Source organism: Rhizobium sp. ZW T2_16 (assembly GCF_044987325.1).
Classification (GTDB): domain Bacteria; phylum Pseudomonadota; class Alphaproteobacteria; order Rhizobiales; family Rhizobiaceae; genus Neorhizobium; species Neorhizobium cellulosilyticum.
The window spans coordinates 174,199-188,209 of sequence record NZ_JBJDRG010000003.1 but is presented as its reverse complement, the minus strand read 5'-3'; the positions used below and the strand labels follow the sequence as shown (position 1 = coordinate 188,209).

At 59.1% G+C, this 14,011-nt stretch carries 12 protein-coding genes and 1 tRNA gene; 9 read left to right on the top strand and 4 right to left on the bottom strand.

The features are described 5' to 3' along the window. Window positions 1–95 precede the first annotated feature (95 nt). On the top strand, window positions 96–1,916 hold the full coding sequence (locus ACI3K0_RS10820; RefSeq protein WP_183823480.1) for a hypothetical protein: 1,821 nt from the start codon (window positions 96–98) through the stop codon (window positions 1,914–1,916). A gap of 77 nt (window positions 1,917–1,993) precedes the next feature. Here ACI3K0_RS10820 and ACI3K0_RS10815 read toward each other — a convergent pair. Together ACI3K0_RS10815 and ACI3K0_RS10810 are read right to left on the bottom strand one after the other, a co-directional pair. Then, window positions 1,994–2,069, bottom strand: a tRNA-Thr gene (locus ACI3K0_RS10815). A 115-nt stretch (window positions 2,070–2,184) separates the two neighbouring features. Continuing rightward, entirely contained in the window at window positions 2,185–3,141 is a 957-nt protein-coding gene (locus ACI3K0_RS10810) for a nitronate monooxygenase family protein (RefSeq protein ID WP_183823478.1), read from the bottom strand. 247 nt (window positions 3,142–3,388) lie between these two features. Here ACI3K0_RS10810 and ACI3K0_RS10805 point away from each other — a divergent pair, with 247 nt between their 5' ends. Next, a complete protein-coding gene (locus tag ACI3K0_RS10805) occupies window positions 3,389–4,624 on the top strand; it encodes a hypothetical protein (protein WP_183823476.1) in 1,236 nt (411 codons plus the stop codon). A gap of 28 nt (window positions 4,625–4,652) precedes the next feature. Here the strand turns inward: ACI3K0_RS10805 and ppk2 are convergent, their stop codons facing one another. Further along, the gene (gene ppk2 / locus ACI3K0_RS10800) at window positions 4,653–5,531 is read right to left on the bottom strand and encodes a polyphosphate kinase 2 (RefSeq protein WP_148148319.1); all 879 of its coding nucleotides are present in this window, start codon (window positions 5,529–5,531) and stop codon (window positions 4,653–4,655) included. A gap of 193 nt (window positions 5,532–5,724) precedes the next feature. Between ppk2 and phoR the strand changes: the two genes are divergently transcribed. From phoR to phoB, 7 genes are all read left to right on the top strand, one after another. Continuing rightward, window positions 5,725–6,978 carry a phosphate regulon sensor histidine kinase PhoR gene (gene phoR, locus ACI3K0_RS10795; protein ID WP_210303630.1) on the top strand — a complete coding sequence of 418 codons (1,254 nt, stop codon included), beginning with the start codon at window positions 5,725–5,727 and terminating at the stop codon, window positions 6,976–6,978. Between the two features lie 192 nt (window positions 6,979–7,170). Continuing rightward, complete coding sequence (locus ACI3K0_RS10790; protein ID WP_148148318.1) at window positions 7,171–8,205, top strand: substrate-binding domain-containing protein; 1,035 nt, start codon at window positions 7,171–7,173, stop codon at window positions 8,203–8,205. A gap of 164 nt (window positions 8,206–8,369) precedes the next feature. After that, complete coding sequence (gene pstC / locus ACI3K0_RS10785; RefSeq protein WP_148148317.1) at window positions 8,370–9,854, top strand: phosphate ABC transporter permease subunit PstC; 1,485 nt, start codon at window positions 8,370–8,372, stop codon at window positions 9,852–9,854. Beyond that, window positions 9,851–11,167, top strand: a complete 1,317-nt coding sequence (gene pstA / locus ACI3K0_RS10780) for a phosphate ABC transporter permease PstA (protein WP_148148316.1) — start codon at window positions 9,851–9,853, stop codon at window positions 11,165–11,167. Before pstC ends, pstA begins: the two co-directional genes overlap by 4 nt. Before the next feature lie 12 nt (window positions 11,168–11,179). Further along, window positions 11,180–11,995 carry a phosphate ABC transporter ATP-binding protein PstB gene (gene pstB / locus ACI3K0_RS10775; protein ID WP_148148315.1) on the top strand — a complete coding sequence of 272 codons (816 nt, stop codon included), beginning with the start codon at window positions 11,180–11,182 and terminating at the stop codon, window positions 11,993–11,995. A gap of 47 nt (window positions 11,996–12,042) precedes the next feature. Further along, window positions 12,043–12,756 (top strand): phosphate signaling complex protein PhoU, encoded by a 714-nt coding sequence (gene phoU, locus ACI3K0_RS10770; RefSeq protein ID WP_148148314.1) that lies wholly within the window; start codon window positions 12,043–12,045, stop codon window positions 12,754–12,756. Between the two features lie 29 nt (window positions 12,757–12,785). Further along, complete coding sequence (gene phoB / locus ACI3K0_RS10765) at window positions 12,786–13,469, top strand: phosphate regulon transcriptional regulator PhoB (protein WP_112458346.1); 684 nt, start codon at window positions 12,786–12,788, stop codon at window positions 13,467–13,469. A gap of 70 nt (window positions 13,470–13,539) precedes the next feature. Here phoB and ACI3K0_RS10760 read toward each other — a convergent pair whose 3' ends face one another. Beyond that, window positions 13,540–13,974 (bottom strand): PACE efflux transporter, encoded by a 435-nt coding sequence (locus tag ACI3K0_RS10760; RefSeq protein WP_183823474.1) that lies wholly within the window; start codon window positions 13,972–13,974, stop codon window positions 13,540–13,542. Window positions 13,975–14,011: the final 37 nt, after the last annotated feature.

Genomic DNA, 14,011 nt, shown 5'->3' with positions numbered 1-14,011 from the left:
CCGGGACTAAGGTCAATATCTCCGCGAGCTTCCCATTTGGTTGCGAACCGCTCTATACCGTCTGCTCAGGCAGTTTACGGCTCAGGGCAGGCGCGATGATCGGGGATATCGAGAGGAGAGTGCGGGCAGGCAGAAACCTGCGGATGATGCGCATCCTGCTTGGCGCTGCCGCGTTTTTCATGCCTCCGCTTGTCTCATTGAGAAAGCTGTCGGCTCTTCTCTTCGAGGGCCGGATGCTGATCGAATACCATGCCGACCGACCCGAAGCGGCGGAAAATCTATTCATCCGCCGTGTAAGGAAGAAGCAGCTCACCTTTTGGAGCATATCGACTTACATCACCAGAGTGGTGGAGCCCGGTCACGCTCGGCGGCTGGCCGAAATCCTTGGCGATCCGCGCCTCTCCCCGGGGGCGGCGGTACTTCTGCGCGCAGCTTCTCAGCGTCAGATGAAGGGCGGAAACGAGCCTGCGGGAGTGAACGATTCCGATCAGCAACGTTATCACGAACGACTTGCCGAAGACGGACTGGCCTTCATGCAGGCGGAGCCGGGCTATCTCGACCTGACACTGGCCCTATCGACGGCCCTTTCCGCGGAAGCCTGTGATCGAGAGGACATTTTCGCCGGTGCCATCAGGCATCTGACCACGCAGCTGGTCCATATCGAAAATGATCGAACTCTAGCCCGGTGGCATATGGGCGATGTGGTGACCGCAAGGCTTAGCCTTTTCGATCTTGATGGCGCCCTGCATTTCGTCTCCTCGTCCCATCTGTCAGGAATGACAAAGACACAAAAACTCTCTGCGGAGCTGCAATCTATCGTGGATGAGACCGTGGGTTTTCGTCATGTGATCCGCAAAGCCCATGAGGATATCCTGGCCCGTGCCGGCGGTAGCCGGCTGGCTGTTGTTGCTGACCTGCTCGTCATCTTTTTGCCGGCCGCCGCTTTTCGAAGAAACAAGATCGATTATCCCGGCTTTCGCTCGGACATCCGCTTTGCCCTTTCCGGCATAGTCAAGGCACTCGACAAGCATGGAATACCCTATGCGGTCAGAAGCAGATTGCGGACCCATGGCGTGCTGAATATGTCAGCCCCGTTCTTCGCCTATCACACCGTCTCCGAAACGGATTTCGGCCTGCATTTCAAGGAGACCGACCGGCCGTCCCTGTTCAGCTTCGATCCACGTGGCTATGCAGGCTGGTCAAGATTTTCGACCATGACGCTGGATGAACTGCACGCAGCGGATGTGTCCCAGGAGGCCGCGAGCGACTTCTTCTATCGTGAAAGGCAGCGCGTCATCGGCGGCAATCTGTCGAAATACCGGCAGGCGGATGTCTCCAATGTCGAGGAACTGCCGGAAAAGTTCATTTTCGTCGCGCTGCAACTGATCGGCGATGCCGTCAGCCAACTGGCCTATCTCGACCTGTTCGAAATGGTGGATGACGTCGTCCGGGCAGCGCAGGCTCATGGCATGGCCGTCGTCATCAAGCGGCATCCCCTGTGCACGACGCCGGAAGTCTCGCATTATCTCGGCGAACTCGTCTCCAGAGGCACGATCCGACAGGTCTATTCGAGCATCCACGCCATCATTCCGAAGGCTGAAGCTGTCTGCGTCATCAATTCGGGTGTTGGCGCGGAAGCGCTGCTGCACGAAAAACCGGTCTATGTCTTCGGCCGCTCGGATTACATGGCCGGATGTTTCGTCTGCAAAAGCCGCGGCGATTTTGCCGATCAGTTCGTCCCTGGCCGATCAAGGCTGTCGCCTGATGAGCTGCGGAAATTCTGGTATCTCTTGAGAAATACCTATGCGGTGGACCTGCGCGACCGCGATCGCGCGACAGCCGAAATCGAAACGCGAGTGATTGACCATTTGAAAACGTATCAGGTAGGCAGCCGTTTCGCAGGCGAAGACCATTGACCCGGTCTTGGTCGCGTAAATAAAGATTCGCGCTTCAATGAAACGAGAACAAAATCACTCTATTGACATAGGAAGAATGGTGCCGCTTGCAGGACTCGAACCTGCGACCCCATCATTACGAATGATGTGCTCTACCACCTGAGCTAAAGCGGCCCGGCAGTGGCGACTGGCGCCAATCTGCGAGTGATGCGCTGATACAGGCAACCAATTCCGATTTCAAGCCGGTTTTCGCGATCCTGTCGTTTTTCCTCAAACAGGTCTGGTGGGGCTAAAGTCCGAGCCGTTCACGGGCCTGCAAATATTCTCCCTCCAGCCGGTCGACGAGCTTTGCCACCGGTTCGATTGCCTTGATCGCGCCCACACCCTGGCCAGCCCCCCAGATTTCCTTCCAGGCTTTCGCGCCGGTGGTCGCCTTGTCGAAATCCATCTTCGACGGATCGGCCTCAGGCAGTGCATTCGGGTCCATGCCCATCGCTGTGATCGACCCCTTCAGGTAATTGCCGTGAATGCCGGTGAAATAGTTGGAATAGATGATATCGGCTGCGGTCGAATCCACGATCATCTGCTTGTAGCCCTCTGAAGCGCGTGCCTCATCCGTAGCGATGAAGGGCGAGCCGATATAGGCCATGTCGGCGCCCATGGCCTGGGCCGCTAGAATGCCGCCACCGGTAGCGATCGCTCCGGCCAGAAGAAGCGGTCCGTCGAACCATTCTCGGATTTCCTGTACCAGTGCGAAGGGGGACAGTGTGCCCGCATGGCCGCCGGCACCGGTCGCAACTGCGATCAAACCGTCGGCACCCTTGCGGATGGCAGATTTTGCATGCCGGTTGTTGATGATGTCATGCAGCACGATGCCGCCATAAGAATGCACGGCGGCATTCACCTCCGGCACGGCGCCGAGCGAGGAGATCACGATCGGCACCTTGTACTTCACGCACATCATCAGATCGTGTTCCAGCCTCCTGTTCGACGTATGGACGATCTGGTTGACGGCAAATGGTGCCGATGGCTTGTCGGGATTGGCGGCATCATACGCTGCAAGTTCTTCCGTTATCTGTGCCAGCCATTCGTCGAGCTGGCTTTCGGGCCGCGCATTGAGCGCCGGAAAAGCCCCGACGACACCCGCCTTGCATTGCGCCAGCGTCAGTTGCGGATGCGATATGATGAAGAGCGGCGATGCCACGACCGGCAGCCGCAGCCTGTCCTTGAGGACCGCTGGAAGCATGAAAGTAACCTCCCGAATTACCTTTACGTAAGATGGTGTATCAGATGAATTTCACGGGGGGAAGTCGCCTCGGTTTAGCGGATCGAACTTACCCGCCATGGATTTGCCACCATGTTTCGGCCGTCTCATCACGGGATGAGTTGGGTCGCCTTCTTGCAGTTCGGCGCCTGAGACGTTACCGAGAGGTTAAAAATCGGAGCGTGACACGATTACGCTCGCCAGTTGGAATGAACCGGAAGGACCGGCAGTGAGCGGCCTGGAAACAGCCATAAGAAATGCCCTGGATCGCGCCGAACGTGGTGATGGCCAGGTGCGCGCCCGGATCTATCAGTCCGCCCGCCAGGCACTTGATGCCGGCCTGCGCAAGCAGGGCGTCACCGATAATCTCGTCATCATGCAGCAGCGAAAGCGGCTGGAAGACAAGATCAGCGAGATCGAGAACGAGGAGATCGACCGCCTGGCGCAGTCGGCCCAGCCTGTTCCGGCTCCCGATGTCGATCCCTTTGTCGAAATCGATGCGCCTGTCCGCCAGACCACATCACACGTTGTCCCCGACGTCTCCGTATCTGTCGACGCACCGCGTGCACCCGCTCCCCACGTGGCTGAGGCGGTTGCACTTGGTGGTGTAACCCGATCAGGAGCGACCGCAGACCGTCACTCCGAAATGCCCTCGATGGCCCCGGATATCGCGCCGGCAGGGTATGGATCCGAACAGGTGCCCGGCACGCCACCGGAAGCCTCTCCTGTCGACGAGGTTGCAGCGGCCACCGGGACGAAGGGGCGCAAAGGCCGTAAGGCCAAGCCATCCGCCGAAATTCCGGCTGGACGCCGCGGCCGGAAGAAACGTGGCTTTCTGTCTCATCTGATCACATGGATCATAACGCTGGGCATTGTCGCTGCTGGCTGCTTCATCTTCTATCAGTCGGGCATGGTGCAATCGATGATCGAGGATGCTGTGCGCAGCGCCAATCGTCCGTCGGCGCTTCAGTCCTCGGGGCAGGGGCCATCCGTGCTGTCCTCGCGCGGAGGTTTTTCAGAAGAATGGGTTTCCATCTTCCAGCCGCAGCAGGGAACGGCCTTTACCGCAGGTTCTCAAGCCAGGGCGGAAATCGCAACGGCCACCGAAGCGCAGGCGCTCAAGATCACCTCTGCCACGCCGGATGCCTCAGGAGATGTCGCAATCGAAGTGCCGGTGGAAATCCTGCGCGAGCTTGCCGGCAAGAGTTCCACGCTGGCGCTGACCATCCAGTCGGCAGCAAACCAGCACTCGCAGATTTCGGTCCGCTGCGATTTCGGCAGCCTCGGCAGCTGTTCGCGCCACCGTTTCACGGCAACGCAGGAAAAGCTCGACGCGCTGTTCAAGGTAAGCTTCGACCGCACGATGGCGCCCAATGCGCCCGGCCGCATCATCGTTAACACCGGTATTCAGGGTGCCGATCGCCCGGTCTTTATCTATTCCGTTCGCGCTCTGCCGGGTCAGTGACCCGGCAGCTTCGCCTGCCGGATCGTCTTTATTTGAGATACTTCGGCCCGAACCCGAGGATCTTGTCGTCGATCTCGCCGATGGCATCCTTGTCCTTGCCTTCGTAGTCGAGAGACAGAAGGATGTGGCGGATCGCGTTCAGCCTTGAACGCCGCTTGTCGTTGGCCCGCAGGATCGCCCAGGGCGCCTCCTTGGTGTGGGTCTCTTCCAGCATTTTGTTGCGTTTTTCGGTGTACTGATCCCATTTCGTCAGCGCGGCGATATCCATCGGCGAGAGCTTCCAGATCTTCAGCGGATCATGGCGTCGGTCGTGAAAGCGCTTCAGCTGCATTTCCTGGCCGATATCGAGCCAGAACTTGAAGAAATGCACGCCATCTTCAACCAGCAGCTTTTCAAACCGCGGCGTCGCCCGCATGAAGCTGTCATATTGCGCCGGCGTGCAGAACCCCATGACCGGCTCGACCACGGCGCGGTTATACCAGGAACGGTCATAAAGAACGATCTCGCCCTTGGTCGGGAAATGCGTTGCATAGCGCTGGTAATACCATTGCCCCGCCTCGGTCTCCGTCGGTTTGGTCAGAGCGACGACCCTCGCCGAACGTGGATTGAGATAAGTGCGGATGGAAAAGATCGTGCCGCCCTTGCCGGCCGCGTCCCGGCCTTCGAACAGCGCCACCATCCGCTTGCCCGTCGCCTGCATCCAGAACTGCATCTTGACCAGTTCGATTTGCAGCTTCTCAAGCTGCTTTTCGTATTTGTCCCGGTTCAGCTTGTCGTCATAGGGATAATCGCCCGAAGAAAGCGCTTGGTCGTCGATCCAGTCCGGCAGGGTTGGGTTGTCTATGTCAAATCGCCGTTTCTTTCCCCCGATTGTCAGATCGACCGTCCTGCTTTCACCCGTTGACATGCCTGCTCTCCTCTTTGTCCTCGGTATCTCTTATGACGACGCGCTGCGCCATGGCGGCACGCTATCCGAAAGGTGGCATTCCGGCATAGGTTTTCCATAGACCCTGATGCACAAGTGTCATGGAAGGCTTATATGACCACATGTTTAGCAAGCAAAATGCCGGGATGTGGCCCGGGATCCAGTTGGGGTTGTCATGGCGTCGAGTGCAGAGCAGGCAGGCGGAGGTCTTATCGCCGCGATGAGAAGAGAATGGCGTCTCTTCTTGTTGCTGACGGTGTCTGCATTGGCCGCGATTGCCGCAGGTCTGCCCTGGTATTGGGTTGCTCTGGTCTGGCTGATTCTTGTCCTGGCGGTTTCGGCCCGGCCTCCGGTCGTCATGCCCGTCGCGGAACTGGAGAAGTTTGAGGAAGAAGAGCTGGCGTCCGATCCACTGCCCAGTATCACAGCGACGCTTTCCGCTCTCGATATCCCGGTCCTACTGTTGAATGCCGAGGCGATCGTTTTGTGGGAAAACAAGGCGGCGGAAAAGGCGCTTGGCCTGCTGCCGATCGGCTCGCATCTCTCGGCGCGCCTGCGCTCGCCGGGTATTCTCGACATGGTCAAGGAGACGATCGCAACCGGCGAGCCGAACCAGATCGAGCATTCTGAAAGGCTCCCCTCCGAGCGCGTCTACCTCCTGCGCATCGCGGCAATGGAGCCGCTGGACGCTTTCGGTGCGGAAAAACTCTTCCTCCTGTCGTTCAAGGATATCTCCGAACTTCGCCGGCTCGATCGCATGCGGTCCGATTTCGTCGCCAATGCCAGCCATGAATTGCGCACCCCGCTTGCCTCGCTGCGCGGGTTCATCGAGACCATGCAGGGGCCGGCGCGTTCTGATGATGCCGCCAAGGAACGGTTTCTCGGCATCATGCTGGATCAATCGACCCGCATGAGCCGCCTTGTCGACGATCTCCTGTCGCTTTCGAGGCTCGAACTGAAATCCCATATCGCGCCTGACCAGTCAGTCGATCTTCGTCCGGTTATAGGCCATGTCCGTGATGCGCTGCTGCCGCTGGCGGAGGAGCTTGGCGTCGAAATCCGCCTTCATCTGCCGGAACAAAAGGTCGAGGTCCTGGGGGATCGCGACGAACTGGTGGAAGTCGTCGAGAACCTGATCGAGAATGCCTGCAAATATGGTCAGGAGGGCAAGTTCGTCGATGTCTTCCTGCGCAACGAGCCATCCCAGCCGGTGGAAGTCAGTGTCGTCGACCGCGGTCCTGGCATCCCTGCTGAACATGTTCCGCGACTTACCGAGCGTTTTTATCGGGTTAGCGTTGCCGACAGTCGGTCGAAAAAGGGCACCGGCCTGGGACTCGCCATCGTCAAGCATATCCTCACCAGACACCGCGCCCGCCTCATCGTGAAGTCAGAACTGGGCAAGGGATCCGAGTTTACCGTCAGATTCTGACATAAAACATACGTACTGCACAGGCGTGCAACAGTATTATGTAGTGAAATCAGACATTTAATTTGTCACAAATGTTTCATCGAAGTGACATAAAAGCTGAGGTCAACGGCCGCTAATAGGAGCGGGCAAGAAGCCGGCAGGTGCGAAAGCCGGCGATCAAAGCTTTCACAAACCCCATCATGGGAGAGATCGATGAACATGTTGAAACTTTCTGCAGCTGCCCTCGTGGCCTCTGTCGCATTCGCCGGCGCTGCTGCCGCTCGCGACCAGGTCCAGGTTGCCGGCTCCTCCACCGTTCTGCCGTACGCCAAGATCGTTGCTGAAACTTTCGCGGAAACCTTCCCGAACTTCAAGGCTCCGGTTGTTGAATCCGGCGGCACCGGCGGCGGTCTGAAGGCTTTCTGCTCGGGCGTTGGTGAAGGCACGATCGACGTTGCCAATGCTTCGCGCAAGATCAACAAGAGCGAAGCCGAAGCCTGCAAGGCAGCTGGCGTTACCGACGTTCAGGAAATCCGCATCGGTTACGACGGCATCGTATTTGCCGCTGATAGCTCGAACGGTGACATGAAGATCGAGCCGAAGGATCTCTACAAGGCTCTCGCCGCTGAAGTTGTTGTTGACGGCAAGCTCGTCGCCAACCCTTACAAGAACTGGTCGGACATCAACGCTACCCTGCCGAAGGGCCCGATCGCTGCCTATATCCCGGGCTCCAAGCACGGCACCCGCGAAGTCTTCGAAGAGAAGATCATGGCTGAAGGCTGCAAGGAAGCCGGCGCCACCGACGTCATCAAGGCTGCCATCACCGATGCCAAGCAGGCTGCTGCCAAGTGCGTTGCAGTCCGTAAGGACGGCGTTGCTGTCGACATCGACGGCGACTACACCGAAACGCTGGCCCGTATCGCTGCCAACAAGACCGGCCTCGGCGTTTTCGGCCTGGCTTTCTACGAAAACAACAAGGACAAGCTGAAGGTTGCAACTGTTTCGGACGTCGTCGCTTCGACCGAGACGATCTCCTCCGGCAAGTACCCGGTTTCCCGTCCGCTGTACTTCTACGTCAAGAAGGCTCACCTGGGCGTTATCCCGGGCCTGAAGGAATACGTAGAGTTCTTCATCTCTGACGACATGGTTGGCCCGGAAGGCCCGCTCGCCGAATACGGCCTGGTTGCCGCTCCGGACGATCAGCGCGAACAGGTCCGCAAGGACTTCGAAGCCGGCAAGACCATGTAATGCTTGATCCGGCGCCGCTTCGGCGGCGCCGGTCTCTTATCCGGCATTCGGCCGGCGCCTTCGCAGGGCGACCTTTTAACTGGGTATTTGCGACCAATTCGGTTCCGGTGATGGGAATTGTGCGGTAGTGGCTGCCGCCGATGGCGGTAGGCCGGGGGATTCTGATGAGCACACCACTGATCTTGTTGATTTTGGCGATCATTGCGATCGTCTGTTATGTCGTTGGGACCCGACATGCGCTGGCGATCGCTGGCGGACTGTCCTCCAAACTCCATTCTCGTCCCGGCTATTATGGCTCGTTCGTCGCGATCTGCGCCGTCCTGCCGGCCGCGATCGTTCTGGCTGCCTGGCTGATTGCCAGCCCGCTCTACATCAATTCCACCATTCGCGGCGGTTTCCCCGAGGATGTGAAGGCCAGGTCAGAAGCTGAGCAGGGTCTCGCTTTCGGCATGGTCAACTCGCTTGCCCGCGGCATGGATATCCTGACGCTGGACGAGATCGACAGGGTCGGCAGCAACCCTGCCGAACTTCGAAGCGCGCTCGGCGCCAAGGGCGTTGCGCTTGCCGGTGATCCGGAACCGTACATGGTCGAATCCGCCGGCGACCTCAATGCGATGAACAAGATCAGCAACCGTGTCATGACGGCTGTTGTGCTGATCGTTGCGCTGATTGGCGCAGGTCTTTCCTATACCCGCATCTCGCATCGCTTCCGCGCCCGCAACAGGGTCGAACGTGTCATCCTTGGCGCGCTTGTCGTCGCTTCGTCGATCGCGATCATCACGACGATCGGTATCGTCATGTCGATGCTGACGGAAGCCGGCCACTTCTTCGGCCGCGTTCCTGCCTGGGAGTTCTTCTTCGGCACCGTCTGGGATCCGCGTTTCGCTGCAGCCGGTGCGAGCGCCTCTGAGGGCCAGTTCGGTCTGATCCCGCTGTTGCTCGGCACGCTTTATATCGGCTTCGTCGCAATGCTCGTGGCCGTACCGGTCGGCCTGTTCTCGGCAATCTACATGTCGGAATATGCCTCGCCGAAGCTTCGTTCGATCGCCAAGCCGCTGCTCGAAGTTCTCGCCGGTATCCCGACCATCGTCTATGGCTTCTTCGCGCTGACCACGGTCGGTCCGTTCCTGCGGGATCTTTCCTCCAGCATCAACGGCATCGCCACCGGTGATTTCGCCAACTTCATCCAGGCGCAGTCGGTTCTCACGGCCGGTTTCGTCATGGGCATCATGCTGATCCCTTACGTTTCCTCGCTGTCGGACGACATCATCACCGCAGTGCCCCGCGCCCTTCGTGACGGTTCGCTCGGTCTCGGCGCAACCAAATCGGAAACCATCAAGAAGGTCGTCATGCCGGCTGCTCTGCCGGGTGTTGTCGGCGCTCTCCTGATGACCGCCTCCCGTGCCATCGGTGAAACCATGATCGTGGTTCTCGCTGCCGGTGTGGCGGCCCGCATGCAGCTCAATCCATTCGAGCCGATGACGACGGTGACCGTCAAGATCGTCAGCCAGCTGACGGGCGACCTTGAATTCACCTCGCCGCAGACGCTCGTCGCCTTCGCACTGGGTATCACGCTCTTCGTGATCACGCTTTGCCTCAATATCTACGCGCTCTTCATCGTGCGCAAATACCGGGAGCAGTACGAATGACCGACGTGGTTTCTTCCCCCGCCGGCGTCCTGGCGAAGCCCGCCCGTCGCGATATCGGCATCAAGCGCCGCTACGCCGCAGAACGTCGCTTCCGCGCCTATGGCATCGCCGCCCTGTCCTTCGGGCTTCTTTTTCTCGCGCTGCTTCTGTGGTCGGTCGTTTCCAAGGGATATACCGCCTTCCAGCAGACGATGATCACCGTTCCGGTCGAATTCTCCGAACAGATCATCGACAAGGATAACGAGCGCGCCACCGATCCGCAGAAGCTGGTGACGGCCAATTACCCGCTCATCGCCCGTAATGCCGTCGCCAAGGTGCTCGGCGTTGCCGAAACCGATCGTTCGGGTCTGCGCGCCGTCAACCAGATGATCTCGGACGGCGTTCGTGGCCAGCTGCGTGACATGGTTGTCGCCAACCCACAGATCATCGGCACGACCCAGACGGTCTCGCTGCTTGCCGCCGGCGATATCGACAGCGCATTCAAGGGCCAGATCGATCTCTCCGTGTCGGAAAACAACCGTAAGGTTTCCGACCAGCAGGTCGGCTGGATGAACCAGCTTGCGGAATCCGGCGCCCTCGGAAAGCACTTCAACACCGGCATTTTCGTTAACGGCAATTCCAGCCGTCCGGAAGCTGCCGGCGTCGGCGTGGCCTTGATCGGCTCCTTCTACATGATGCTGATCGTGCTCGTCCTGGCGCTGCCGATCGGCGTTGCCGCCTCGATCTATCTCGAGGAATTCGCGCCGAAGAACAAGTTCACCGACCTGATCGAGGTGAACATCAACAACCTCGCGGCCGTCCCCTCCATCGTTTATGGTCTCTTGGGTCTGGCGGTCTTCATCAACTTCATGGGCCTGCCGCGCTCGGCTTCGCTGGTCGGCGGCCTGGTCCTGACGCTGATGACGCTTCCGACGATCATCATCGCCACCCGCGCTGCATTGAAGGCGGTTCCGCCATCGATCCGTGCGGCGGCTCTCGGCCTCGGCGCCTCGAAGATGCAGACCATCTTCCATCACGTCCTGCCGCTTGCCATGCCGGGCATCCTGACCGGTACGATCATCGGCCTGGCGCATGCTCTCGGCGAAACCGCACCGCTGCTCCTGATCGGCATGGTCGCCTTCGTCGCCAACTATCCGACGACGCCGATGGATCCGTCGACAGCACTGCCGGTGCAGATCTACATGTGGGCAAACGAGGCGGAACGCGCCTTCGTCGAAAGAACTTCGGGAGCGATCATCATCCTGCTCCTGTTCCTCGTGGTCATGAATGTTGGTGCAATTCTGTTGCGTCGGCGCTTCGAACGCCGTTGGTAGGAGATCGACACAATGAATATGTTGTCAGAAGCAGCAGTTGAGAAGGCGCTGGACAAGAAGATGAATGAAGTCGCGTACAAGATGATTGGCAAGGACGTATCAGTCTATTACGGCGAGAAGCGCGCGCTTTTCGACGTGAACCTGAATGTCCGCGAAAACACGGTGACGGCGCTGATCGGCCCCTCGGGTTGCGGCAAGTCGACCTTCCTGCGCACGCTCAACCGCATGAACGACACGATCGAGGGCTGCCGCGTCACCGGCAAGATCACCCTTGATGAAGATGATATCTACGACAAGGAAATCGATGTCGTGGAACTTCGCGCCCGCGTCGGCATGGTGTTCCAGAAGCCGAACCCGTTCCCGAAGTCGATTTATGAAAACATCGCCTACGGCCCGCGCATCCATGGTCTGGCCCGCAACAAGGCGGATATGGACCAGATCGTCGAAGCCAGCCTTCAGCGCGCCGGCCTCTGGGCGGAAGTCAAGGATCGTCTTCATGAAGGCGGGACCGGTCTCTCCGGTGGTCAGCAGCAGCGTCTCTGCATCGCCCGTGCGGTTGCAGTTTCGCCGGAAGTCATCCTGATGGACGAACCCTGCTCGGCGCTCGACCCGATCGCCACCGCAAAGGTCGAGGAACTGATCCACGAACTGCGCGCCAACTATACGATCGTTATCGTCACCCACTCGATGCAGCAGGCCGCCCGCGTATCCCAGCGTACCGCCATGTTCCACCTTGGCCAGCTGGTCGAAGAGAACGACACGGACAAGATGTTCACCAATCCGGATGACCAGCGCACCCAGGATTACATCATGGGCCGCTTCGGCTGATTGGCCGTTGCCTGTTGCCCGCTGCTACGGATTTTGAGGACAAAGAGATGGTATCAAGTCATATCCTGTCGGCCTACGACGAAGAACTGAAGTATCTGCGCCGCCGCATCTCGGAAATGGGTGGCCTTGCGGAACAGATGTGCGGCGATGCCGTGCGCGCCCTGGTCAATGGTGACTCTGCCCTGGCCCAGAAGGTTATCTCCGACGACGTGATCCTGGATCACGCCGAGCGCGAGATCCAGGACAAGGCGATCGTCACTATCGCCAAGCGTCAGCCGATGGCTGCCGACCTGCGCGAAATCATCGGGACGCTGCGCATCGCAGCCGATCTGGAACGCGTCGGCGATCTCGGCAAGAACACCGCCAAGCGCGTCATTGCGGTTCAGGGCCATGGCGTTCCCCGCAAGCTCGCCCGCGGTCTGGAACACCTCTCCGATCTCGCGGCTGTACAGCTCAAGGAAGTGCTGGATGTCTATGCCAGCCGTTCGGCCGAAAAGGCAGAAGCGATCCGCCTGCGCGACGAAGAAATCGACGCCATGTACACGTCGCTTTTCCGCGAACTCCTGACCTACATGATGGAAGATCCGCGCAACATCACCACCTGCACGCATCTTCTGTTCTGCGCCAAGAACATCGAGCGTATCGGTGACCACGCGACCAACATCGCGGAAACCATCTACTACATGACGACGGGTGCTGTGCCGGAAGGCGAGCGTCCCAAGGACGATACGGCGAACACCGTCGGCGCGATTGCTGACTGATTTTGCCTGTCTGATGGAGTGTATCTAGTATGCAGCCGAGAATTGCGGTCGTGGAAGACGAGGAGGCGCTCAGCGTCCTCCTCCGTTATAATCTCGAAGCCGAAGGCTACGAGGTCGAAACCATTCTGAGAGGTGATGAGGCCGAAATCAGGCTTCAGGAGCGTGCTCCGGATCTTCTGGTTCTCGACTGGATGCTGCCAGGCGTTTCCGGCATCGAATTGTGCCGGCGCCTGCGCATGCGGCCAGAGACCGAGCGCCTGCCGATCATCATGCTGACAGCGCGCGGCGAGGAAAGCGAACGTGTTCGCGGTCTGGCGACCGGTGCCGACGACTATGTCGTCAAGCCGTTCTCGACGCCGGAACTGATGGCGCGTGTCAAGGCGATGTTGCGCCGTGCCAAGCCCGAGGTTCTCTCCAGCGTCTTGAAATGCGGTGATATCGAACTGGATCGCGAGACCCATCGCGTTCATCGCAAGAGCCGTGAAGTACGCCTTGGCCCGACCGAATTCCGTCTCCTGGAATTCCTCATGGTCTCGCCTGGCCGCGTCTTCTCGCGCTCCCAGCTTCTGGATGGCGTCTGGGGCCACGATATCTATGTCGACGAACGCACCGTCGACGTGCATGTCGGCCGCCTGCGCAAGGCGCTGAACTTCTCCAACATGCAGGATGTCATCCGCACCGTTCGCGGTGCCGGCTATTCGATGGAATCCTGATACGCGGGATAGCATCTGGAATGCAGGTTTCTCAGCCCGAGTGCGGTCATCCGCCTCGGGCTGAAGCATTTCAGGCCTTGGCTTCTTCCTGCCACTCAGGCAGCGGAAAGATCCGGTCGTAGGCCAGATTGAAGAAGAACGCATAGACCAGGTAGAACAGGGCGAACGAGATATCCATCACGAGCGCCTGCATCAGGCTCACGCCCAGATACCAAGCGATGAACGGCATGAGCACGATCAGCAGTCCGAGTTCGAACAGCACGGCATGTGCAACGCGCAGCGCCATGGTTTTCTGCGTACCGCCGCGATACGTCTGCATCAGGTGGTCGAAGCCGAGATTGTAGAGATAGTTCCAGCCGGTCGCCAGCGTTGCCGAAACGATCCCGACGACACCGATATGTTCGACCGGTATGCCGAAGACGAAAGAGGCGAGCGGTGTGAAAATCGCAAGCCCGATGATTTCGAAGCTGATTGCGTGACGAATACGGTCGCGTGTCGTGCGCATTTTATACCCCATTGGGTTATCCGGGTCGTCCCGGCAT

Bases quoted from the DNA above. Each gene is read 5' to 3' on its own strand.
- ACI3K0_RS10820 (WP_183823480.1), top strand. From the start codon at position 96: ATGATCGGGGATATCGAGAGGAGAGTGCGGGCAGGCAGAAACCTGCGG.
- ACI3K0_RS10810 (WP_183823478.1), bottom strand. From the start codon at position 3,141: ATGCTTCCAGCGGTCCTCAAGGACAGGCTGCGGCTGCCGGTCGTGGCA.
- ppk2 (WP_148148319.1), bottom strand. From the start codon at position 5,531: ATGTCAACGGGTGAAAGCAGGACGGTCGATCTGACAATCGGGGGAAAG.
- phoR (WP_210303630.1), top strand. From the start codon at position 5,725: ATGGCGTCGAGTGCAGAGCAGGCAGGCGGAGGTCTTATCGCCGCGATG.
- ACI3K0_RS10790 (WP_148148318.1), top strand. From the start codon at position 7,171: ATGAACATGTTGAAACTTTCTGCAGCTGCCCTCGTGGCCTCTGTCGCA.
- pstC (WP_148148317.1), top strand. From the start codon at position 8,370: ATGAGCACACCACTGATCTTGTTGATTTTGGCGATCATTGCGATCGTC.
- pstA (WP_148148316.1), top strand. From the start codon at position 9,851: ATGACCGACGTGGTTTCTTCCCCCGCCGGCGTCCTGGCGAAGCCCGCC.
- pstB (WP_148148315.1), top strand. From the start codon at position 11,180: ATGAATATGTTGTCAGAAGCAGCAGTTGAGAAGGCGCTGGACAAGAAG.
- phoU (WP_148148314.1), top strand. From the start codon at position 12,043: ATGGTATCAAGTCATATCCTGTCGGCCTACGACGAAGAACTGAAGTAT.
- phoB (WP_112458346.1), top strand. From the start codon at position 12,786: ATGCAGCCGAGAATTGCGGTCGTGGAAGACGAGGAGGCGCTCAGCGTC.
- ACI3K0_RS10760 (WP_183823474.1), bottom strand. From the start codon at position 13,974: ATGCGCACGACACGCGACCGTATTCGTCACGCAATCAGCTTCGAAATC.